Annotated in this window: 13 protein-coding genes; 7 read left to right on the top strand and 6 right to left on the bottom strand. The window is 53.9% G+C overall.

Annotated elements, in window-relative coordinates; all coding sequences use genetic code 11:
• From IAD09_01300 to IAD09_01285, 4 genes are all read left to right on the top strand, one after another.
• Positions 1-955: hypothetical protein (locus IAD09_01300; GenBank protein HIT80869.1), on the top strand; the 955-nt coding region annotated here is incomplete at its 5' end.
• Between the two features lie 184 nt (positions 956-1,139).
• Positions 1,140-2,933 (top strand): 30S ribosomal protein S1, encoded by a 1,794-nt coding sequence (gene rpsA / locus IAD09_01295; protein ID HIT80868.1) that lies wholly within the window; start codon positions 1,140-1,142, stop codon positions 2,931-2,933.
• Positions 2,934-3,130: 197 nt separating this feature from the next.
• Positions 3,131-4,045, top strand: a complete 915-nt coding sequence (locus IAD09_01290; protein ID HIT80867.1) for a ribonuclease Z — start codon at positions 3,131-3,133, stop codon at positions 4,043-4,045.
• A gap of 6 nt (positions 4,046-4,051) precedes the next feature.
• The gene (locus tag IAD09_01285) at positions 4,052-5,194 is read left to right on the top strand and encodes an alkaline phosphatase (GenBank protein ID HIT80866.1); all 1,143 of its coding nucleotides are present in this window, start codon (positions 4,052-4,054) and stop codon (positions 5,192-5,194) included.
• Positions 5,195-5,337: 143 nt separating this feature from the next.
• Here the strand turns inward: IAD09_01285 and IAD09_01280 are convergent, their stop codons facing one another.
• A complete protein-coding gene (locus tag IAD09_01280) occupies positions 5,338-7,395 on the bottom strand; it encodes an HDIG domain-containing protein (GenBank protein ID HIT80865.1) in 2,058 nt (685 codons plus the stop codon).
• Between the two features lie 246 nt (positions 7,396-7,641).
• On the opposite strand from IAD09_01280, the gene IAD09_01275 reads away from it, so the two are divergent.
• On the top strand, positions 7,642-9,036 hold the full coding sequence (locus tag IAD09_01275) for an MFS transporter (GenBank protein ID HIT80864.1): 1,395 nt from the start codon (positions 7,642-7,644) through the stop codon (positions 9,034-9,036).
• Here the strand turns inward: IAD09_01275 and IAD09_01270 are convergent.
• From IAD09_01270 to IAD09_01255, 4 genes are all read right to left on the bottom strand, one after another.
• Positions 9,011-10,273, bottom strand: a complete 1,263-nt coding sequence (locus tag IAD09_01270; GenBank protein HIT80863.1) for a hypothetical protein — start codon at positions 10,271-10,273, stop codon at positions 9,011-9,013. The genes IAD09_01275 and IAD09_01270 overlap by 26 nt on opposite strands.
• A 66-nt stretch (positions 10,274-10,339) precedes the next feature.
• Positions 10,340-12,745 (bottom strand): bifunctional (p)ppGpp synthetase/guanosine-3',5'-bis(diphosphate) 3'-pyrophosphohydrolase, encoded by a 2,406-nt coding sequence (locus tag IAD09_01265; protein HIT80862.1) that lies wholly within the window; start codon positions 12,743-12,745, stop codon positions 10,340-10,342.
• 54 nt (positions 12,746-12,799) lie between these two features.
• Positions 12,800-13,798: a 6-phosphofructokinase gene (gene pfkA / locus IAD09_01260; GenBank protein HIT80861.1), complete on the bottom strand. Its 999-nt coding sequence runs from the start codon at positions 13,796-13,798 to the stop codon at positions 12,800-12,802.
• Positions 13,799-14,085: 287 nt separating this feature from the next.
• Positions 14,086-15,507 carry a hypothetical protein gene (locus tag IAD09_01255; GenBank protein HIT80860.1) on the bottom strand — a complete coding sequence of 474 codons (1,422 nt, stop codon included), beginning with the start codon at positions 15,505-15,507 and terminating at the stop codon, positions 14,086-14,088.
• A gap of 224 nt (positions 15,508-15,731) precedes the next feature.
• Here IAD09_01255 and IAD09_01250 point away from each other — a divergent pair, with 224 nt between their 5' ends.
• Entirely contained in the window at positions 15,732-16,412 is a 681-nt protein-coding gene (locus IAD09_01250) for a queuosine precursor transporter (protein HIT80859.1), read from the top strand.
• 2 nt (positions 16,413-16,414) lie between these two features.
• On the opposite strand, the gene IAD09_01245 is transcribed toward IAD09_01250, so the two are convergent.
• Positions 16,415-22,006: a hypothetical protein gene (locus IAD09_01245; GenBank protein ID HIT80858.1), complete on the bottom strand. Its 5,592-nt coding sequence runs from the start codon at positions 22,004-22,006 to the stop codon at positions 16,415-16,417.
• A 159-nt stretch (positions 22,007-22,165) separates the two neighbouring features.
• Between IAD09_01245 and IAD09_01240 the strand changes: the two genes are divergently transcribed.
• Positions 22,166-23,452: a serine dehydratase subunit alpha family protein gene (locus IAD09_01240; GenBank protein HIT80857.1), complete on the top strand. Its 1,287-nt coding sequence runs from the start codon at positions 22,166-22,168 to the stop codon at positions 23,450-23,452.
• The last annotated feature ends 25 nt before the right edge of the window (positions 23,453-23,477 follow it).

The following is a 23,477-nucleotide window of genomic DNA, read 5'->3' as shown; positions in this document are numbered from 1 at the left end:
CCAGGAGTGCCGCCAGGGCGACGAGATGCCCGAGCTCACCTATACCTGTGTGGGCTTTGTCAACGGCGACGATGAGAGTGTCTTCACCCAGTTGCCCGAGATCGCCTGCGAGGTATCGGAGACCACACAAGCCGGCACCTACCTCATTACCCTCACGGGCGGCGAGGCCGAGAACTATGATTTGACCTGTTATTCGGGAACCCTCACCATCGGTAATTTCACCGAGACGGTACTCACGGTGGCCGAGATCGCACCGAAGGCGTATAACGACCTGCCGTTTGCCCTGCCCGTAGTGACGAGCAACAACAACCGGGGTGAGATTACTTATGAGGTTGCCGATGCCAACGTGGCTCTTATTGCCAACGGCCGCATCTATATTCACGGCGTGGGCGAAACCTCGCTCATCGTGCGGCAAGCTGCTACATCGACCTTCTCTTCGGCCGAAGTCTCCGTGCCGATTGTCGTGTCGAAGGCCACCCTTACGGTGATTGCCGAGAACAAGAGCTGTTGCGAAGGCGACATGTTGCCCGAGCTGACAATTCAATACAAGGGCTTTGCCATGGGCGAAGACCAAACCTCGCTCGACGTCGTGCCGCAAATTACCTGCGAGGCGCTCGATGCCTCTTCGGCCGGAGAATATGACATCACGGTTTCGGGTGGAGTCTCGGAGCACTACGACTTCGTCTATCAATCGGGAACCCTGACTGTCACGGCCCTCTCCGATATGCCTTGGGTGGCAACCGATGGAACCTTGGTTTATTATGCACAAGGCAACCTCCATGTCTCTGCTGGTGTAGGCCGACTCTTGATTTCAGACCTGAGCGGTGCCGAAGTGAAACGTGTCATTGCACCGCGGTCGATTGTCTCGCTCGACGAACTTCCTGCCGGACAGTACATCGTCGTGGTTGAGTCCGACGACAGGAGCGTGTCGCGCTACCGATTCATCAAGAAATAACGGCGAACCAATCCCGTACCCTGTTCCGGGGCAGACCAAGAGGGCCTGCCCCGGATTTTTTTGTAAGGAAGCGAAAATCTTGATAATAGGTTTGCCGGGTAAAAAAAAAGACTTATCTTTGCCCCGATTTTTGAGACCATATAATGTCTAATTTAGTAGTAAGAAAATCAATTATTTAACAATTATGGAAGAAAAACAAATCACTCCCGTTGAAAATTTCGACTGGGACGCCTATGAAAAAGGCGAAGTTGTCGGCGAGAAGAGCCGCGAAGAGCTGGTGGCCACTTATGACCAATCGCTCAACACTGTAAAAGACAAAGAGGTAATCGAAGGAACCGTTATCTCTATCAACAAACGCGAAGTTGTTGTAAACATCGGTTACAAATCCGACGGCGTTATTTCGATGAACGAATTCCGTTACAATCCCGATCTCAAAGTGGGTGACACGGTCGAAGTCTACATCGAAAACCAGGAAGATAAAAAAGGACAGCTCGTACTTTCTCACAAAAAAGCCCGCGCTACCCGTTCGTGGGATCGTGTGAACGCTGCTCTTGAAAACGACGAAGTCATCAAGGGTTACATCAAGTGCCGCACCAAGGGTGGTATGATTGTCGATGTATTTGGCATCGAAGCCTTCTTGCCCGGTTCGCAAATCGACGTTAAACCCATTCGCGATTACGATGTATTCGTTGGCAAAACCATGGAATTCAAAGTGGTTAAAATCAACCAGGAATTCAAAAACGTTGTTGTTTCGCACAAAGCTCTCATCGAAGCCGAGCTCGAACAACAGAAGAAAGAAATCATCGCCAAACTCGAAAAAGGTCAGGTACTCGAAGGTACGGTCAAGAATATCACCTCTTACGGCGTATTCATCGACCTTGGCGGTGTCGATGGTCTTATCCACATCACCGACCTGTCGTGGGGCCGCGTAAGCCACCCCGAAGAGGTCGTTTCGCTCGACCAGAAACTCAATGTCGTTATTCTCGACTTCGACGACGAGAAGAAACGCATCGCTCTCGGTCTGAAACAACTCACCCCGCACCCTTGGGACGCACTCGATCCCAACCTCAAAGTGGGCGACAAAGTCAAAGGCAAAGTGGCTGTCATGGCCGATTACGGTGCATTCATCGAAATCGCTCCGGGCGTAGAAGGTCTTATCCACGTTTCGGAAATGTCGTGGTCGCAACACCTGCGCAGCGCACAAGACTTCATGAAGGTGGGCGACGAAGTAGAAGCCGTTATCCTCACCCTCGACCGCGAAGAACGCAAAATGTCGTTGGGTATCAAACAGCTCAAACCCGATCCTTGGGAAAATATCGAGACCAAATATGCCGTAGGTTCGCGTCACCACGCCAAAGTGCGTAACTTCACCAACTTCGGTGTATTTGTAGAAATCGAAGAAGGCGTAGAAGGTCTTATCCACATCTCCGACCTCTCTTGGACGAAGAAAATCAAACACCCCTCTGAGTTCACGCAAATCGGTGCCGACATCGAAGTGCAAGTACTCGAAATCGACAAGGAAAACCGTCGCCTGAGCCTCGGTCACAAACAGCTCGAAGAAAATCCCTGGGACGTATTCGAGACCGTATTCACGGTAGGTTCGATACACGAAGGTACGATTGTCGAGATGCTCGAAAAAGGTGCCGTTATCGCTTTGCCTTACGGTGTAGAAGGTTTTGCCACTCCCAAACACCTCGTTAAGGAAGACGGAACCCAGGCACAAGTCGATGAGAAACTCAACTTCAAAGTTATCGAGTTCAACAAAGATGCCAAACGCATCATTCTTTCGCACAGCCGCATTTTCGAAGATGCAGCCAAAGCTGAGGCTCAAAAAGAGGCTTCGGCCAAGAAGGCCGCCAAGAAAGCTGCCAAAGCCGAAGAATCTGCAACCCTTTCGACTCCCGTAGAAAAAACCACTCTCGGAGACATCGAAGAGTTGGCCGCTTTGAAAGAGAAACTCTCCAAAGACAACAAATAATACACCCTGTATTATAAGTCCCGAAAGCGCCGCACGATGAGTGCGGCGCTTTTTTTGTGTCGCTTGGCCTATGACGATAGCGGTTGCCAATGCCGGCCTCACGGCCGAAAATGTCATCGAATCGAAATCGGTAAAATTTGCGATACCGCTGTTGAATCGCTATTTTTGTACCGCCAAACGAAACGACACGACGTGCAATGACCCGATTTGAATTGTCGATATTGGGGTGCGGCTCGGCATTCCCCACCCTTCGCCATAATCCCAGTGCCCAGGCGTTGACCCACCGCGACCGCGTGTTCCTTGTCGATTGCGGGGAGGGCACGCAGCAGCACTACCGCCGGCAGGGGTTGAAGCTCATGCGGTTGCAGCACATCTTTATCTCGCATCTCCACGGCGACCACTGCCTGGGTTTGGTCGGTCTCATCTCGACGCTGGGGCTTCTCGACCGGGGCGGTGAGGTGGTCATACACACGGTACCCGACGCTTTGCGCATCTTTCCTCCCTTGTTCGAGACCTTTTGCCAGGACTTGCCCTTTGAGGTGCGCATCGAGCCTTTTTCGCCTTTTGCGTCGGAGGTGGTCTATGAAGACGACACCCTCACGGTCAAGACCCTCCCTTTGAAACACCGCATTCCCGCAGCCGGCTTCCTTTTCGAGGAAAAGGAGGCTCCGCGACATCTCTTGGGCGATGTTGCCGAATATTATAAGATACCCCATTATCGCCGGGCCGAAATCAAGGCCGGAGCCGATTTCGTGTTACCCGACGGGACGGTTGTCCCCAACGACCGCCTGACGCGTCCGGCTGCGCCGCCGGTGCGTTATGCCTACTGTTCCGATACCGCCTACAACGAGAAGCTCATACCCCTTGTCGAAGGGGTCGACCTGCTTTACCACGAAGCTACCTTCGGCGACGAAGCCGTGGCCATGGCCCGCCGCACGTTTCACTCCACGGCCCGACAAGCCGCCACATTGGCACGGAACGCACAGGTGAAGAAGTTGATGATAGGCCACTTCTCGGCTCGTTACAACGACGAGGAAACCTTGTTGGCAGAGGCCCGGGAAGAATTCCCCGAGACAATACTTGCATGTGAAGGATTGAAATATTCATTTTGACTTGATATGAAAAAGCAGATTATTTTTGTCAGCCTGTTGGTCGTGGCAGCATTCTCTACGACCCCGGTATGGGCTCAGTTCGACAGTTATGCTTCTCCTGCCCGGCAGGAAGTTTATGTCCCGACCTACCGCAACGACGGTTCAGCCCGTAAAGTAAAAAATGTTATCCTTATGGTCGGCGATGGCATGGGCTTGGCGCACATGACGGCCGCCCTCCATGCCAATGAAGGCGACCTTACGATAGCGCGCATGCGACACATCGGCTTGGTCAAGAGCCAGTCGGCCAATCGGTACATTACCGATTCGGCGGCAGCCGGGACGGCCTATGCCACCGGCCGCAAGACCCGCAATGGCAGTTTGGGTGTCGATACGGCCGGTTGCCGGTTGCCGAATATGACCGAGATACTTTCGGGCAAAGGCTATGCCACCGGAATTGTTACCACCGACAAAATCTCGGGAGCCACTCCCTCGGCGTTCTATACCCACCAACCCCAGCGTAGCATGACCCGGGAAATCCTCTCCGACCTGTTGCGCACTCAGGCTCTTTTCGTGGCCGGTAGCAGCGTCTCCCTTTTTGAGTCGACCGGGACCGAACGTCTCGATTCGTTGCGGGCGCAGGGCTTTACCGTGTTGCACGACTTCGAGGAGTTGCCCGCCCCGGCTCCCGAAAAAGTCGCGCTCATAGCTTGCGACCGTGATGCCGCACAAATCAAAGACGGACGGGACACCGCCTATTTGAGAACCGTTACCCGGTATGCTCTTTCGTTCCTCTCTCAGAAATCAAAGAAAGGCTTTTTCCTCCTGGTCGAAGGGGCGGAGATAGACCATGCTGCCCATAATGGCAATATCGAGGGAGTGGTGCGTGAAACCCTCGACTTCGACAAGGCCGTGGCCGAAGCCTTGCGTTTTGCCGACAGCAATGGGGAGACGTTGGTCATTGTCTTGGCCGACCATGAGACCGGCGGACTGGCTTTGGGCGATGGCGATATTTCACGCAGGGAAGTATCGGGACATTTTGCAACCGGCGGTCATTCGCCTGTCTTGGTGCCTGTTTATGCCTACGGCCCCCATGCCCAAGATTTCTGTGGGGTGATAGATAATACCGAGATTTTTGCCCGTATCCTTTCGGCTCTGAAAGTCAAATTATAAGACACCTCGTGGCGTAGGCGCCTGCTTCGTTTTGCGAGGAAGTGTCAACAATCAAGTCGGGCCAAAGCGCACATAGTCGCTTTGCCCCGACAATTTTTCTATTCACCTTCCCCCCCCGTGATGTCACCGGGAGGGGAGATCGGTTATTTTTTGTGCAGTTCGGGGTAGCTGATGCGGGTGTGATACATCGTTTTGAGTTTCTCGATGAAAGCCTTCTTTATGTCGCAGATGTCGCGGAAGCTGATGGGGCTGTTGTTGAGCAGGCCATCGGAGATTTGACTGTCGATAATGGCATTGACCAGTTTTGAAATATTTTCTTCATTGTATTCCTTTAAACTGCGCGAAGCGGCTTCCACGGCATCGGCCATCATCAGTATGGCCTGTTCTTTGGTGAAGGGGTTGGGCCCGGGATAGGTAAATAGTTCTTCATTTACCTCCTCGTCGGGGTGTTCGTTCACATAGGAGTTGTAGAAATATTTGGCTTTGCTGCGGCCGTGGTGGGTCTTGATGAAGTCGGTGATGGTTTGAGGCAGGTTCAGCTTTTCGGCAATTTTCACGCCGTCTTTCACATGGTTGATGACAATCTGCGCACTCTCTTCATAGGGCAGGCTGTTGTGCGGATTCACGCCGTTTTGGTTTTCGGTGAAGAAGGCCGGATTGGCCATTTTCCCGATGTCGTGATAAAGTGCTCCGGTGCGTACGAGTTGGGCTTGTGCCCCGATGCAGTCGGCCGCTTCGGTGGCGAGGTTCGACACCTGCATCGAGTGCTGGAAGGTACCGGGACAGGTCTCGGAGAGTTGCCGGAATATCGGCAGGTTGATGTCGGAAAGCTCGACCAGCGTTACGGTCGAGACAAAACCGAAGACCTTTTCGAGCAGATAGATGAGCAGATAGGTAAAGAACAACAATCCGCAGTTGATACCCAAATAGAAGAACAGCTGGGGGTCGAGTTTGGTCCACTCTTCAAAAATCAGGGTATAGCCCGTGTAGGTGAAGCAGTAGGTGAGGAATATGAGAATGACACAACGCAACAGTTGGGAACGTCTCACCAACTCCTTCATGTTGTTGATGGCTGTCACCGTCACGGCCATTTGCAGGAAAATGAATTCGAGCGGGTAGGGGACGGCAAAGGCGCACAGCAGAATCGAGATGAGACTCGAAATCAGCGCAATCGATTTTTTCAGGAAGACGACGATGGTGATGGGGAGTATGGCAAACGGCACCAAATACATGCCCGACGTCGTGAACATGCCGCACAAGAGGTAGCAGATGACCGTCGTTCCGGTAATCATGATCATGACAAAGGCGAGTTTCTTCGGGTCATTGAAGGTGCGCGGGTAGAATATGGCCAGATAACGGTAGAGGAATATCAGCAGGCAGATGATGACAATGCCCTGTCCCAGCATGATGATCATGTCTTGTTGTTGGGTGCGCGTGTTGTTGCGCTGGTTCATTGTCTCGAACGATTTGAGGATAAGGTAGGTATGGGGGGTGACGATGTCGCCGCGGTTGATGATTTTCTCCCCTTTTTGTACCATGCCTATCGAGGAGGGAATGCGTTGCAGCAGTTCAAATCGTGCATTTTGCGATTTGAGGCTGTCGTAGGTGAGATTTTCGGTGAGGTAATTGTTCAGGTTGCACGAGTTCAGTATGTTTTGCTGTTGGGCGGTCGCATGGGCCATGATATATTCGTAGGCCGACCGCAACGAGAGCAGTTGCGACACCTCACTCTCCCCTTTCACGGTGTTGCGGCTGACGATGCGTATGCCTGGCGTTTCGTTGTTTATCAGCGTGTTGTAGGTGTCGGTGTCGATAATGCCTTTTTTATACACTTCCGCCAATGCTCCCAGTACATAGCGATAGGCGTTGGCCGATTCGGCGTTTTGGAGCATGTCCTGGTGTTCGCGCTTGAAGTTGTTTATCTGTTCGGTTCCCACACGGGGTTCTTCGGTGAAGAACGGACGCAGGGTCTTGATGATGCTGTCCTGTTCGTGTTTCAGTTGTTCTTTGCTTTTGTAAATGGGAAAGTCGAAAGAGGCTGTCAACAGCCCGTATTTCCAAGGCTTCCCTTCCTGAAAAACATACTCCGATTTCTCTTCTCTGGGAAAGAAATAGAGAATGAGTGCGATGGTGCCGACAAAATAGGCTGCTTGCAGCAACCCGACACGGCTCATGAAAATGTGTCGTAAAGCTTTTTTCATTGTGATGACCGAATTACACCTTTTTTTGAATGGCCTTGCGGTCGGGGCCGCAGGAGCCAAAACGGTTGCAATTTATAGAAAATATTTCATATCGCAAAAGGAGTGCGGAGGCTTTCGGTACTTCTGTTTTTTTCCTGTGCGTTTACAGAAATCGAAAAGGAATCGCTGTCTTTTGTGTAAAAATGATGAAATCTCTTATCGGGCTGCGGAATTATGGCTACTTTTGCAGCTGAATTTTCGGAATCTATGGAAACCAAAGGAGAAATTGTCGGTGATTTGAATTGGGACGGATTGCATCGCCCACGCATCTATTATGCCATGATTGCCACTTTTGCCGGCCTTTTCCTGGCGGTTATCGACGGGACCATCTGCAATGTGGCGTTGCCCAGTATTTCCGACGATTTGCAGGTCTCCTCGTCCGATTCCATTTGGATTATCAATGCCTTCCAGCTGGTCATTATGATGACGCTTTTGCCCTTCTCTTCGCTGGGAGAGCTCTTTGGCTATAAGTGCATTTATCTGTGGGGCGTGGCAGTTTTCACGGCCGGTTCGTTGTTCTGTGCCCTTACCCCCACCTTGCCGCTGCTGGTGGTGGCTCGCCTCTTCCAGGGTGTCGGCGCCGCCATGATTATGAGCGTGAATACCTCACTGGTGCGTATCATATATCCCAAGCGCCATTTGGGAAAAGGGGTGGGGCTCAACGCCACGGTCGTGGCTATTGCTTCGGTGGCGGGGCCCACCTTGGCTGCCGCGATTCTTTCGGTGGCCTCATGGCCGTGGCTCTTCGCCATCAATGTGCCGGTGGGGTTGGTGACCTTTTATTTGGGACGGAAATACCTGCCGGGAAACCCTGCGCGGGTGGTAGGCCGCCGCTTCAAGTGGAAAGAGGCTCTTTTCAATGCCTTGACCTTTGGCTTGCTTATCGGCTGCATCGAGGCTTATTCGCACGATGCGCCTCTCTCTGCGATTCTGTCGGGAGGATTGCTTTTGCTTTTTGTCGGCATTGTGTATGTGCGCATGCAACTGCACGACAGCTATCCGATGCTACCCTTTGACCTATTGAAGATTCCCGCCTTTTCTCTCTCGGTCATAACCAGCATATTGTCGTTTACCTCGCAGATGTTGGCCATGATTGCCATGCCTTTTATGTTGGTCGATACGTTCCACTACGAAGCCGTAGGCACCGGTTTGCTCATGACTTCCTGGCCCTTTGTGATTGTGTTTGTCGCACCGTTGGCCGGTTGGCTGGTGGGGCGGGTGCACCCCGGCATATTGGGCGGCGTGGGGCTCACGGTGATGAGCATCGGTTGTTTTTCGTTGGCTTTTGTCCCGGTCGATACGACCCATTTCGGGCTGGCGTGGCGGTTGATGCTTTGCGGTATGGGTTTCGGTTTCTTCCAGTCGCCCAACAATCACATGTTGCTCAGCTCTGCACCGACCTACCGCACGGGAAGTGCCAGCGGCATGCTGGCGACGGCCCGTCTGCTCGGCCAGACGACCGGCGCGGCATTGGTGGCGCTCTTGTTCCACATCTTCGGCGACACGGCTCCCCACGATGCCATGCTCTTGGCCGGTGTGCTCACGTTGTGCGGTGCCATCTCTTCGGTGTCGCGCCTCAAACTTCCTGTGATAAAGGCTTAGTTTCGTAATTGCATATTTCTTTCTTTTGAAGTAGGCAAAGCCCTAAGGCGGCATAAAATATAATTATAGGCATGAACGGGTAATGGTAACGCATGCCTCCATACATAATCATGTGTAAAATACAACCTCCTAAAAGAGGTATCAGAAAAATCCCCCAATACCCCCAAATTTTTCTGCCTAATTTGAAAATACCAATGCAGAAAAATATGAGAATGAGATAATAACTGGTGGAGTTTACTAAAACAGAAATAATGTGAGCCGTTCCGCTATTATTGTGCTTTTCGTTAGATAGTAGTAAGTGCGAATAGCTATCGGCCCACCATAGGCGGGCCATTTTTACGGGAGCATATAAGATATATTTCCTTGGATTTTCTTTAATCCACTCTATGCTTCTTGATTTCCAAATAGAATCTTTCTGGAAAACATCATATGTCGTAGAGTTTTCGATGTATCCAATATTCCCTTCTTGCAAGACTTTATCGGTGTATGAGCCATTTAGGTCGTCATTGGCTCCAATAATCAGGTTTATACCTCCTGTGGTTGATGATATATGAGTCGTTCCGTTTATTGTGTAGCTGAAAGTTAGTAACAACAGAGTCATTAATATAATACCGCTGAAATAGCTGACATAATATTTCCAGTTGAATTTATGGTACAGAACATAAAAAAATATTGGTAGGAGGTATAATACAGCAAATGGCCTTACATAGTTGGCATATGTTATAAGCATACCCGACAAGATGAGTAAAAGATGATTTTTTTTTATTAGAGTGATGGAGCACATCATAAATGTCATAAAAAATAGATCACTTGTTGTTACCGCAACGATTGAAATGTTACTCAGTAATATACAATAAAAAATAGTAAAGTAGTATGCTACTGTTTGGTTACAAATTTTTTTACAAATTTGATATAGAGCAAAGAGTTGCAATATGTTTAGAAATAAATTGATAATCGGGACAAACGTAAAAGATCCAAATATGTGCAAGCAGGCGATGAGAAAGTTAATGTATCCAGCATAACAGATATATGGTTCGGAATAAAATTGTTCAGTCTTAGGATACCAGTTTCCACTATTATAGCAATCCAAAGCCCATTTTTGATAATTATAGGCATCGCTATATTGAGGAGCACCCCAATATATGCATATGTAAAAAATTTGGAAAATTATCCATAATCTGACAATAATGGCTGTTACCAAAGGTAAATGGATATGTTTTTGTAAACGATCGGTCATGGGATAAAATTAAATTGAGAGCATGAAGAATGCTTTATTTCCCTTTGAGGTTTATAAGAATATTTTTCAGTTCTTGCGGGCGGCCGATTGCACGTCTTCGATTTTCTTCAACCGGTTGCATAGCTTCTCGATGTCGCGGGCATCGTGCACCATCACGCCTACTTCGCCGTGGAACAGGCCCTCGTTGGTGGTAATGGTGAGGTTGCGGATATTCACGGCCATGTCGTCGGAGATGATGTGGGTGATGCGGTTGAGTACGCCGAGGCTGTCGATGCCGTTGATTTCGATTTCGACGAGGAACGATTCGCTCAGGTGTTTGTCCCATTTGACCGAGATGAGGCGTGAGCCGAAACTGCTTTTCAGTTTCATGGCTATCGGACAGGATTGCTTGTGCACGATGACCTCGCCCTTTTCATTTACATACCCGAGAACGTCGTCGCCGGGTATCGGTTTGCAGCAGGCGGCAATGATGTAGTTGCGTTCGGTTTCGCTGCTTTGGAGGATATAGGTGGCTTTGCGGTCGATTTTTTCGGGAACGACGATTGTCTTGTTGTCTTGTTTTTTCTTCTCGGGAAGTTTGTTGGCGTTCTTGTTGTTGCTGAAAGGATTCCGCAAATAACGCATGAACACGTTTTTGTTGTTTCCCTTGAAGAGTTTCTTTACATCGTCATCGAGTGTGATTTCGTTTTTGCCCAACTGATAGAACATTTCTTCCTTTTTGTCGATGTCGAAGTGGTTGAGAATGCGGTCGAGAACGCTCAGGTCGTTGGTGATGAGGTGATTGTCCGAAATAAACCGGTTGTAGATTTCCTCGCCCTTGGCGGCAATGATTTTCCGTTCCTTGCGCAGGGCGGCTTGTAATTGGGTCTTGGCCTTGGCCGTATTGACGAAGTTGATCCACTCCTCCTTGGGGGTTTGCGATTTGGAGGTAAGCACCTCCACTTGGTCTCCACTTTGCAGTTTCTGGCTCAGGGGTACCAGTTTGTGATTGACCTTGGCGGCGATGCAATGGTAGCCGAGGTCGGAGTGCAGGTAGAAGGCAAAGTCGAGTGCCGTGGCGTCTTTGGGGAGGGTCTTCAATTCGCCTTTGGGGGTAAAGACGAAAATTTCCGAGGCAAAGAGGTTGAGTTTGATGGTGTCGAGGAAGTCGAGCGCGTTGGGCTCGGGATTTTCGAGGATTTCCTTGATGGTTTTCAGCCAGATGTCGAGTTCCGACTCCTCGTCGGCGCCTCCCACCTTGTATTTCCAGTGGGCGGCAAATCCCCGTTCGGCAATCTCGTCCATCTTGCGGCTGCGTATCTGCACCTCGGTCCAGTTGCCGTCGGGGCCCATGACCGTCACATGCAGGGCCCGGTAGCCGTTGGCCTTGGGGTGGCTCACCCAGTCGCGGGTGCGTTCGGGGTGCACCTTGTAGATGTCGGTGATGACCGAGTAGATGTTGAAGCATTCGGTCTTCTCGTTTTCCTCCTGCTTGGGGTCGAAAATGATGCGCACGGCGTAGAGGTCGTAGACCTCCTCGAATGGAATGTTTTTGCTTTGCATTTTATTCCATATCGAGTATATCGATTTTACGCGGGCTTTCATCTCGAATTGCACGCCCATCTCGTGCAACTTTTCGGTAATGGGCGCGGCGAAATGCTGGAATACCTTTTGGCGGTGTGCTTCGCTCGATGCGATGTTGTGTTGTATCTCGGCGTATGCCTCGGGGTGCTCGTATTTGAAACTGAGGTCTTCGAGCTCGGTCTTGATGGCAAAAAGTCCCAACCGGTGAGCCAGTGGTGCGTAGATGTAGAGGGTTTCGCCGGCGATTTTGTATTGTTTGCTGGGCAGCATCGACCCCAGGGTGCGCATGTTGTGCAGACGGTCGGCCATTTTTACCAAGATGACGCGAATGTCCTCGGACATGGTGAGCAGCAATTTCCTGAAATTCTCGGCTTGGGCCGAGGCTTGGTCACCGAAGATTCCGCCCGAAATTTTTGTCAGTCCCGAGACAATCATGGCAATTTTCTTGCCGAAGAGGTTTTCGATGTCTTCGACCGTGTATTCGGTATCTTCTACCACATCGTGCAAAAGGGCCGAACAGATGGAGGTGGAGCCCAGTCCCATCTCTTCGCACACGATTCTTGCCACGGCAATGGGGTGCATGATATAGGGCTCTCCCGACCGCCGCCGAATCCCGTGATGGGCTTCTTTGGCAAATCGGAAGGCTCGTTCGATGATGTCTACTTTTTTCCTATGGTTGGAGTTGAGGTACTCGACCAGCAGGGCCTGGAATTCCCGCTCTATCATGGCATCTTCCTCCTCCTCGCTCGGGGGCGTTGCTGCCGGTGCGTTTGGGGCGACCGACGGCTCGGCGGGAACCGTTCCGCCGGGTTGCTCCGTTGCTGCTTGTTGAGGCTCGATTGCGTTTGCTTTTTCGGTCGAGGCCGCGTCTGTCGAGGAGACCTCAGCGGGAGTCTGTTTGTTGTCCATCATTTCGCTCATAAGGAAATAGGTAGAATATTTATCGATGCGTTGCAGGGTCTCTTAAATCGAGAGTATGCGCAGGGTATTGAGCAACTCCCGGTTGATGGGCTTGTCGTTTTTGATGGCTTTCGAGAACGGTACATACACGATTTCGTCGTTCTGTATGCCAATCATGACATTGCGCTGTCCCTCGATGAGGGCGTCGATGGCTGCCGCACCCATGCGGCTGGCCAAGATGCGGTCGTGTGCCGAGGGGGAGCCGCCTCGTTGCAGGTGTCCCAGTATCGATACGCGCACGTCGTATTGCGGAAATTCGTTCTTTACGCGTTCGGCCAGGTGCATGGCGCCTCCGGTGACGGGGCTTTCGGCAACCAGCACGATGCTGCTGTTTTTCGATTTTCTGAATCCGTTCTTGATGAGTTCTCCCAGTTGGTCGACCTCGGTGGCGATTTCGGGAATGATGGCTGCCTCGGCTCCCGATGCGATGGCGCCGTTGAGGGCGAGGAATCCGGCGTCGCGCCCCATGACTTCGATGAAGAAGAGTCGCTCATGCGAAGTGGCGGTGTCGCGTATCTTGTCGACGGCTTCCATGATGGTGTTCAATGCCGTGTCGTAGCCGATGGTCGTGTCGGTGCCGAAAAGGTCGTTGTCGATGGTGCCGGGCAATCCCACGATGGGGAAGTTGTACTCGTTGGCAAAGATGCGGGCCCCCGTGAGTGTGCCGTCTCCGCCGATGACCACCAGCGCGTCGATTTCTTCGCGTTGCAGGGTCTCGTAGGCGATTTTACGGCCTTCGGGCGTCTCGAATTCTTTGCAGCGGGCTGTTTTGAGAATGGTGCCTCCCTGTTGTATGATGTTGCTCACGTTTTGGGTCTTGAACGGGACGATTTCGCCACTCAACAGCCCTTTATATCCTCGGTATATGGCTTTTACTCCGAATCCGTTGTATATGGCCGAACGGGTTACCGCTCTGACGGCTGCGTTCATACCTGGGGCGTCACCCCCCGAAGTGAGGATTCCAATACAGAATTTTTCTTTTTTTGTTACTGTTTCGTCCATGATGTTTTTTACCTTAATAAAACAATCTTTCTTACAAAACCTATTTGCAGGTATCGCAAATGTAGGAAAATAAATTGTTATCGAAAACCGTTTCGTGGAAAATTTTTCTTGTTTTTCCCCCTTTTTCGGGTGCGCTTGTAGAAACTGTTTGCCTCTCGGGCGTGCCTCTCGTAACGCGGGGTGGAATCTCTGCCGTGGCGTTTGTCCTGTTGCGTGGCGGCCTTGTCGGTCTTGTCTGCTGAGGCAGATTTTGTCGCTTGCCTTTTCCTTGTCCCTGGGGAGCCGGCTCAGCGGCAGATGACGCGCATCACCTCTCCCCGGCAGCGCGTCAGGTAATTCCCCGGCGGAAGGGGTGCGGTGTCGAGTCGTCCCTTTTGGCTGTCGAGCAAAGAACCGCTCATCGAGTACAGGTCGATGGTCGCCGATGCGTCGCGGGCAATGATGAAGGAGCCGCTCCGCCACAAGGGCGCCGCTGTCTCGGCCGTTTCCATGGCCGAAGTGCCGGGCGTCATGTCGAGTGGATTTTTCAGGGTGGCACCGGCTCCGTTTTGGGGGTCGCTTACGACCGGTTCCACTTCGGAGGCTTCATAGAGCGTGTAGGTGTAGGGAACAAGTACCGTGCCGTAATCTTGGGGTGTGAAGGCTTCGCTGAAAAGGTTGCCTCGCCACACATAGGCCGCCGCGTCGGTCTGGGAGAAGATGCGGGTCACTCCCGGGGCGAAATAGTTGTTCTCGATGAGGAAGTCGCTGTCTTTGCGCGGATTGATGCACCGCGATGCGCCGGGACAGTCATAGAAGTTGTTGAAGAGATGTATCACGCCGAAGCGGGCCATGGGCATGCGGTTTTGGCAGCCGGCTTGCCACCAGCAGTTGGCCCAGGTGACGTTCAGGTTGAACTCGCCTTGGCTCGGGTCGTCGGAACCGGCAATCAGGTTGCTGAATGCGTGGGCGTAGCTTTGCTCGGTGTAGGCGAATGTGCACCACGAGACGGTGACGAAATCGGCTTTTTGGGTAATGTCCATGTTCCCGTCCATGCCGTCGGTAAACGCGCAGTGGTCTATCCACAGGTGGGTGCTGCCAATGACCGAAATCAAGTCATATCCGCCCACATCGACCGACCCCGGCCCGATAAAGGCGAGATTGCGAATGATGATGTTCTCGCACTGGTTGAGGGTGAAAATGCCCGATTTGCGATAACTCTCCTTTTCGTCGCCGAGGAGTTCGATGAGCGTCTTGCGGGTGTAATATTCTCCTTCTTCCTTTACCGACACCCCGTTGACGAGGGTGCCGCCGCCATCGTTCCCGCTCATGTTTTTCACCCCGACGCTGTCGAGGGCGGCCTTTATCTCGTCGGTGACATGGAATTGCGAGCGGAGACGGGCGTTGTTGATGCCCACGATGGTCTTGTCGCGAAGCTCTTTCAGGGTGAGCGAACTCGAAATCGTGAAGTCGCCGTCCGAACCGTCGAGCACAACGATGTCGTAGTGCTGTATGGCGTCATTGAGGGCGGCTTTCATGTCACCTCCGTTGCTTTTCAGGGTAGTGAGCGACCCGTCGTTCCCGCCTGTCACGGGGTAGGTGTCGCCCGTGGTCAGGGAGGTGCAGGTTGCCCAACCGAACGGGGCGTTGAGGTCATGCGGCGACAGTTGGGCTTTGGCGCCAAACAGGGTCGCACCCAGCAGAATTGCGGAAAGAAGCTGTTTTTTCATGGTAGATATTCGGTTTGGTTCCGGTGGGCGGCACGTCGCCTTCTTGCGTGCCGCCTCGGGGTAAAGACAAATGTAGTGATTTTGCCGTCAAAACGGTGATAAATCGACTTTATTTTCTCGCCCGGTTGTGAGAAAGGGCAGAAAAGCCTACCTTTGTCGCCTCTATCAGATACCGCCTGCGGGCGGTCGTGTATTCCAGGACAACCACGTAAAAAACAAGAACGATGAAACAGACTGTGAATTTGGCGTTTGCCTTGATGGGCATACTGTTTTGCGTGTGCCTCACGATGGCCAATATTTTGGAGGTGAAAATCGTTTCGGTGGGTTCGCTCACCATGACGGCCGGCCTTATCGTGTTTCCCATCTCTTATATTATCAACGATTGTGTAGCCGAGGTGTGGGGCTACCGTAAGACCCGACTGCTTATTTGGGCGGGGTTTGCGGCCAACTTCATTGCGGTGGCGTTTATTCAGTTGGCCATTTGGCTTCCGGCGGCACCGGTGTGGACACAGCAGGACGCCTTCGCTTCGCTTTTCGGGCTCACCCCTCGCATTGCCTTGGCAAGTTTCATCGCTTTTTTGGTGGGCTCTTTTATCAATGCTTATGTGATGAGCCGCATGAAATTGGCTTCGCACGGACGTCGTTTCTCGTTGCGGGCCATCGTCTCCACCCTCTTGGGCGAAGGGGCCGACTCTCTGTTGTTTTTTCCCTTGGCTTTTGGCGGCATTCTCCCCGTCGAAACGCTTGGGGTGATGATTCTTTCGCAGACGTTGTTGAAGTCGGCCTATGAAGTAATAGCGCTTCCCCTGACCGTGCGTGTGGTACGTTGGGTAAAGCGCTATTCGGGAGCCGATGTGTATGACAACGGCGTGTCGTACAATATTTTCAAAATCAAGAATCTGTAATCTCAGTCGTTGCCGACGTCGATGCGGCCTCCCCGGCTGTGGGCGGTCTCTTGCGGTGCGTAGAGGCATTGCAGGGCGGCGCTGCCGTCGAGGTAGTGTCCCGTGCGGTCGATGTATGCCTCGTAGGAGAGGATATGATGTCCCTTGGGCAGGTGTTCGAGGTAGAAGAGGGTGGCGGCATCGCGGGTCTCCCTCAGGGCGCGCAACTCTCCTTGGAAGGTCGTGCCTGTGGTCTGGTCGGCCGGTTCGAGGCAGGCGGCCCGGTGATCCTTGACGACAACGAAGTCGAGGTCGCGGTCGGTGATGATGACGAGCCGGGTTTGTATCTTGTCACCGACTCGCGGCGTGGCCTCCGACAGTTCAACGAGCGAGTCGCCCCGCACGAGGTACAATCGTTTTTCGAGCGACACGCCGTTTCCCCGTTTCACAATCTTGTCGGCGTCGGCAAAATATTGCCGGTATAGTCCGGCCCAGGGCTTGGTCGCGTGGCCGCTTTCACGGTCGGCCGGGAAAAAAACTCGACCCAGTTCCGGGCTCGACGTCTCACCTCTGTGGCTCAGTTGCACATATCCATAGGCGTGGCGGTCGGTGTGTAGGGTATCGTTCCCCCAAATGAGGGTGGCCGCTCCTCCCGTCTCGTCGAGTGAGAGGCCGCAGTGGGCGACCAAGGCCGAGATGGCATCGAGAGTCGCCGGGGTCGAACCCCAGTCGCGTGTCTCTTTCTGTTGCAACAGCCAGGTGGCCATACCCGTGAGATGCTCGTCGCCGGGGAGAATCTGTGCGACCGTCTGCATGAGCAGGGTATGGCGTTCGATGTCGCCCATGGTGCTGTTGCCCGATTTGTTATTGGCCCATGCGGTCGACTCGTCGCGGGTGGTGGCATAGCCGATGAGCGAAGCGGCGATGCGTCGGGCCTCCTCTTCCCGGCCGGTGTCGTAGAGCAGCCGTGCGGTGAGTGCCTTGTCGATGAGGTCCATTTGACGCCACTCTTCGGTGGCTTTCTTATACAGCAGGGCGTATCCGGCCGCTTCATTTTCGGTCAGGGATTGCGGAAATGCCGCTTGCAAGACCAAGTAACGGAGCTGTTGCGTCGATACCTTTTCTTGTTGCCTTATCCGCGCGGTATCGCCCGCCAGGTTGCGGCTGAGGTAGCTCATGGCCCGGGAGTAGAGTTGCACCTGTGACTCGTCCTCGCGGAGCAGGTTTTGGCGATGGAGATGGACATAACTCTCCATGACCGGGAGGGTCTGCCCGATGTGGCTTTCCATGCCTTTCCGCCACGGGAACCCACCGTCGTCGTTTTGCAAGGCGAGCAGTTGTTCCAATGCCCGGTATTGTGCCGCGGCGCAACGTTCCCGGTCGAGCAGCGCTGACAGTTGCTCGATTCGCTCGTTCTCATGGCGGGCTTCAAGCAGCCAGGGAGTCTCTTCGAGCAGGAGCATTTTCAGGTCGGCATTTTGCGAGAGGGGCGATGCGAGGGTGTCGGCCGACTGGCTTTGTGAAGCGATGGCCGATGCAAAAGAAGGATTCTTCTCTACCAGGGCTGCGGCCAGCGTGTTGCCGTAGAAGGCGGCGAGAAGGTCGGGGGTCGAGTTCTCGTCGGGTAGGTCGGTCAGCCCCGGAAGCGCCTGCACGACAAACCACAAGGGCGAGGGCGCGTAGCTCAGGGTGACGTCGAAAAGGCTTTCCCCCTCGGGCGGGGTGATGAGGCTTTGCATCTCGATTTCATACCCCTCATCGCCGCGTTTCTCGGGCGAGGCGGCTTCGGTCAGGAATATCTTGCGGGGCAGCAGCGGCAGCAGGCGTTGTTCGCCGTCCGACGTCCCGTCGTCGGCCGTGGCGACGATGCGCACACCCACGCACGGCATGTCGCTCCATGCCCCGGTCGCGAATGTGCTTGTGAGGCTTTGCGTCTCTCCGGGTGCGGTTTCGAACGGCGTTTTGCTACGGTACAGGAGTGAATCGTTCTCGGGGTTGAACAGCTCCATCGACAAATGTCCTTTGTAGGCTTGTCGCGAGGTGTTGCTGATGCGGGTCGCTATCGACACCCGATCGCCGATGCGGGCGAATCGGGGCAGGTTGGGAAACACCATGAGCGGTTTTGAAGCAATGACAGTGTCGGCGTAGAAGCCGTTGTGCATATCTTCCGTCGCGGCCAGCAGCATCAGCCTCCACGATGTGTGGCTGTCGGGGAGGGTGAAGGAGAGGTCGACAAATCCTTTCCTGTCGCTTTTGAGGTGTGGATAGAAAAAGGCGGTCTCCCTGAAATCCCGACGCAGAATCGGCTCGGTTGTGGCGCTTCCGTCGGTCGTCGACAACCGGCTTTCGCTTTTGTTGGCGGTAAGGAGGGCGGCGTCGGCTCGCAGGTTCGGCCGGGCAAGGCCGTTCCCCCACATCAGGCCGGAGGAGGAAAGGAACCACCCCGTTTGCCACTCTTCGCGGGCAGGGCACCCTTCGTCCGGAGTCACCTGTGCCGAGAGGTACAGGTGGCCGGGCGATTGGGTATAGACGGGTGTGGGTATCGGGGTAATGAAGGGGTTGAAATACCACGCATGGGGCGCGATGGCGTCGAGCGCCTGGTCATACAGGGTGGCGATGAGGCGGGCCTGCACGGCTTTGCCCCGGCTGTTTTTCACTCGGAATGTCCACTCTTCCCGGCTCCCGCTGGTGAGTCGGTCGCGGAAGGTGCGGGGTATGATTTTCAAGGTGTGGTCGTGGCTCGCTTTCCGCACGATGACCTCGGAGGTATGGAGCCGGTTCCCTTTGACCAGCGATAGCACGAGGGTCGCGGGTGAGTCGGCCGAGACTGCATGAGGAATATCGAGTTCGATGTTTTCGTTGTCGACCGATGTCCGGAAACAGCACTTCATCTCACCCTGCTCAAAAAGTTGGCAGAGGAGCGACACGTCGGGGCAACAGCTTCCGCATGCTATGCGCATCTTTTCGCCCTCGTGCACCGTTATTTCCCGCCGGGGAACCCACAGGGCCGTCGGCAGCGGCGGACGCTTGTCGTTGTCGCCATAGATGATGACGTGACGGCTGAGACTGTCGGCGCTCCCTTCCTGGTTGACTGCGCTTACGACGACGCGGTACACGCCCGATGCCCATTTGCGGGTTTTCAACCGGCATGTCCCGTCGCCTTTTATCTCGCCGGCGTCGACGCGGTGCCCGTTACGCAGCGTGTCATAACGGTTCTCGGTGAGGAACCGTGTGTCGTCCGCTCCGTCCCGGGGCAGCTCTAAGGCGAAAACTTCGTAGGTGCGACGCGTGACGGGTGCGGCGTTGGGAGCGGCCGTTACCGTGGCCGAGAGGGAGAGCGGCGTCTGCTTGTCGTGCCGCTCAGGTAGTTCCAGCTCTATTTGCAGCGGCTTGTCCGTTACGCCGAACCAATGCTGCACGCTCTGTGTCTCGCCGTTGGCGGCGGTGGCCGAAAATTCGGCTTGGTACATGCGGAACGAAGCGCGAGGGTCGGAGGGTTGAGGCTCGAATGTGAGATGAAATTTCCCTTCGGCGTCAGCTACCGCCATACCCGACAGGGTCTGTCCGGCTCTGTTTCCGCGATAGTAGACCGACTCTTTGATTTGGAACCTGACGGGAGCATGGGCGATGGCCTCTCCCGCATAACCGGTGATGCGTCCCGACAACTTGATGGGGTGACCCGAGAAATAAGTCGTGGCGGGGGTGTCGAGTGAAATGTCGAACGACCCTTTTTTATATTCGGCCACCTGCACGCTCTGGGTGCCGTTGTACCCTTGCAGCCGCAAGTAGCCCGAAATCTGTTTCGGCAAGACGAATTGTCCCGCGAACGAGCCGTAAGCGTCGCTTTCGACCGGGCATTCGGCGATTTTGCCGTTGACACCATACAACTCGACCGTCTGGCTCTCACCGGCAAGGGCTCGGCTCCCGGTTATCTCCCGGGAAAAGACGATGCCCGCAAAATGCAAGGTGTCGCCGGGACGGTAGATGGAGCGGTCGGTAAAGAGTGCCGTGCATATTTCGTTGCCCGAGGGGTTGCCGTGAAGGCGTTCTCCTACGGAAATGCGGGTGATGGGGTAGAGCGTGTCCTGGGTGGTCACGGGCCTGAATGCCACTACCTCCCGGTCGTCGAGCGTCAAGATGCCGTTGTGGTCGGTAAAGAGGCTTTTCAAGTAGACATAATGGTCGGAATAACGGGGAGAGGCCGTGTATAATCTCACTTCGCAGTTGCTTCGGGGGGCTCCCGACGCACCGTCGGTTACGACGATGTTGGCCGAGCCGTTGCCTGTGCGGTTCTGGGTATAGGCAAAAAACCGCGATACCGAAAAGCGGGCTTCGGTGGTCGTGGCCGCTGTGCCTTTGACATCGAAAGCGATGCGGTAACGGCCCGGGGCGAGAGCGGGAATCCTCTCTTCACATTCCCGCGTTTCCCCTATCCGGGTGCCGGCCACGGTCAGGTCGCGCGACAAGAGGGGTGTGGAGTCCTGTCGCGGGAAGATGTGCAGGGTGATGCTGTCGGCCCGGGAATAGGTGAAGGTGAAGTCCGTCACTTTGTCGGGGTAGACCACCTCGGGAACGGTCGCGTAAAAGAGCGGGGCGGTGATACTCAGATAAAGATTCCGCAGGCAGCTGATGCGCGAATAGTCGCTAAATCGTTGCATCTGTTCCTCACAGGCCGAGAGCCAGGTCGCCAACAACGGCTCTTGGGCGGTCATCGCCTCTCCCGCGCTTATCAGGGCTTCGGTCGAGTAAGGTTGTGTCTCGTATTCCCGGTAGAGCGCAAGCAGCCGGCGGGCGTAGGTCGAGTCGGGAGCCTGCTCTTGCAGGAACCGTTCCCGGTCGAGCCGTGCCAGGAAGGCAAGTGGCGATTGCGGCGTGTCGCTGTGCAAGGCATAGCGCCGCTCGTAGAGGCCGATGATGCGGCGACGCAGGTTGTGGCTCAGCGACCCTTCCGGGCTCGACAGCATGGTGGTGTCGATGCGGAGCGGCCACTCTTCGACAACCCGTGGCGTGGGATAACGGACTATCAGGGTCTTGTATAGGTCGATGGCTTGCCCGGCCAAAAAATCATATAAGGTCGAGACCTGAGGCGTGCCGATAGAGTCGTTCTGCGGCAGGAACGGAAAGCGTGCCAGCGGCGTGGCCAGCAGGAGCTCCTCGGCTTGCAACGATTGCTCGGATAGTCCGATGATGGCGGCGGCAAAACTTTCGGTGTCCCACTCCCGCATGTCGGCCGGCGGTTCGGTCAAAGTTCCCCTTTGCTGTATCTCTCGGCGATGGCTCTCGTAATAGCGGTGCAACAGCGAGGCTTCGTAGGCATACAGGAGCGATTGTGCCGCGGTGTCGGGGCAATTCCGCGCCTGACGGTTGATATGCCCTATCAGCGATGGCAGGCTGTCTTCGCTCAGTAGCAGTTGGTATTCACAGCCGTCGATGAGGTATCCGGTCGCTGCCCGATAATCTTTTCGGGACAACGCTTTTTCGAGACGCGTTTGGGTGCGTTGCAGGCTGTCGGTCGGATTTTCGGGCAACTCTTTGCCGATTGCGGCGAGGCCGTCGACCGGCAGCCATAACCCCGACACGAGAATAAGAAAAGCCAGATAACAGATGTGTTTCATTGTGATGCGAGAAAGATAAGTTGCCAAATATATAAAATTCGGTACTCGGAATCGCTGCTTTCCCCATAAACAATTGTTAAGGCACAAATCTCCGACGGTAAAATTTCTTATTTATCTCGATTCTTCGTATTTTTGCAGGTATTAAAACCTATCCGAAACATGGAAAAAACAGAAAGAGATGCCATCATACGGCTGGTGAAACGTGAAGTCGTCCCGGCCATTGGTTGTACCGAGCCGATAGCCGTAGCCCTTTGTGTATCGAAAGCCGCGCAATTACTGGGCAAAGAACCCGAAAAAATTGAAGTGCTGCTGAGTGCCAATATCCTGAAAAACGCCATGGGGGTCGGCATACCCGGGACGGGCATGATCGGATTGCCCATTGCCGTGGCTCTCGGTGCGTTGGCCGGGAATCCCGATTATCAACTCGAAGTGCTCAAAGACATCACTCCGGCCGATGTGGAACGGGGAAAACAGTTCATCGCCGAGAATCGCATCGACATAAAACTGAAAGAAGACATTACCGAAAAACTATATATCGAGATACATGTTTCGGCAGGGTCCGATAAGGCCGCGGCCATCATCGCCGGTGGACACACCACTTTTGTGTATGAAGAGCAGATGGGGCAGGTGTTGCTCGATCGCCGTTCGGCCTCGGCCGATGAGGAAGAAGATGACGACACATCTCTCTCCTTGCGCAAGGTTTATGATTTTGCCATGACGGCTCCTCTTGAAGAAATCGATTTCATTCTCGAATCGGCCCGTCTCAACAAGGCGGCGGCAGAAACCTCCTTCACGGGAGATTATGGGCACTCGCTGGGCCGTTCCCTGCGCGATGATAACGAGCGACGGGTCATGGGCGACAGCGTCTTTACCCACATACTTTCTTATACCTCGGGAGCCTGCGATGCCCGCATGGCCGGAGCCATGATTCCCGTCATGAGCAACTCCGGTAGTGGAAACCAAGGTATTGCGGCCACCCTTCCCGTCGTGGTTTATGCCGAAGAAAACAACAAGCCCCGGGAAGAGTTGATACGCGCCCTCATGCTCAGCCATCTCACGGTGATTTATATCAAACAGAGCCTTGGGCGACTTTCGGCACTGTGCGGTTGTGTTGTAGCCGCGACAGGGTCGAGTTGTGGAATAACCTATCTGATGGGTGGCGGATATGAAGAGATAACGTATGCTGTCAAGAACATGGTTGCCAATCTCACCGGCATGATTTGCGACGGTGCCAAACCCAGTTGTGCCATGAAGCTCACCAGCGGAGTCTCGACGGCCGTCTTTTCGGCCATGTTGGCCATAGAACACAAGTGCGTGACCGCGGTCGAGGGTATTGTGGAAAACGATGTCGATCGCACGATACACAACCTGACCCGCATCGGTGCACAGGGCATGAACGAGACCGATCGCCTTGTGCTCGACATTATGACCCACAAATGTCCATAACAGATTTGCGAGACAGTAAAAAACA

It is taken from the genome of Candidatus Caccoplasma merdavium, from assembly GCA_018715595.1.
Classification (GTDB): Bacteria; Bacteroidota; Bacteroidia; order Bacteroidales; family UBA11471; genus Caccoplasma; species Caccoplasma merdavium.
The sequence above is the reverse complement of the archived record's forward strand: the minus strand, read 5'-3'. Positions and strand labels throughout refer to the sequence as shown.

Excerpts from the sequence above, each read along its gene's own strand:
- rpsA (HIT80868.1), top strand. The coding sequence starts at position 1,140 with ATGGAAGAAAAACAAATCACTCCCGTTGAAAATTTCGACTGGGACGCC.
- IAD09_01290 (HIT80867.1), top strand. The coding sequence starts at position 3,131 with ATGACCCGATTTGAATTGTCGATATTGGGGTGCGGCTCGGCATTCCCC.
- IAD09_01285 (HIT80866.1), top strand. The coding sequence starts at position 4,052 with ATGAAAAAGCAGATTATTTTTGTCAGCCTGTTGGTCGTGGCAGCATTC.
- IAD09_01280 (HIT80865.1), bottom strand. The coding sequence starts at position 7,395 with ATGAAAAAAGCTTTACGACACATTTTCATGAGCCGTGTCGGGTTGCTG.
- IAD09_01275 (HIT80864.1), top strand. The coding sequence starts at position 7,642 with ATGGAAACCAAAGGAGAAATTGTCGGTGATTTGAATTGGGACGGATTG.
- IAD09_01270 (HIT80863.1), bottom strand. The coding sequence starts at position 10,273 with ATGACCGATCGTTTACAAAAACATATCCATTTACCTTTGGTAACAGCC.
- IAD09_01265 (HIT80862.1), bottom strand. The coding sequence starts at position 12,745 with ATGGACAACAAACAGACTCCCGCTGAGGTCTCCTCGACAGACGCGGCC.
- pfkA (HIT80861.1), bottom strand. The coding sequence starts at position 13,798 with ATGGACGAAACAGTAACAAAAAAAGAAAAATTCTGTATTGGAATCCTC.
- IAD09_01255 (HIT80860.1), bottom strand. The coding sequence starts at position 15,507 with ATGAAAAAACAGCTTCTTTCCGCAATTCTGCTGGGTGCGACCCTGTTT.
- IAD09_01250 (HIT80859.1), top strand. The coding sequence starts at position 15,732 with ATGAAACAGACTGTGAATTTGGCGTTTGCCTTGATGGGCATACTGTTT.
- IAD09_01245 (HIT80858.1), bottom strand. The coding sequence starts at position 22,006 with ATGAAACACATCTGTTATCTGGCTTTTCTTATTCTCGTGTCGGGGTTA.
- IAD09_01240 (HIT80857.1), top strand. The coding sequence starts at position 22,166 with ATGGAAAAAACAGAAAGAGATGCCATCATACGGCTGGTGAAACGTGAA.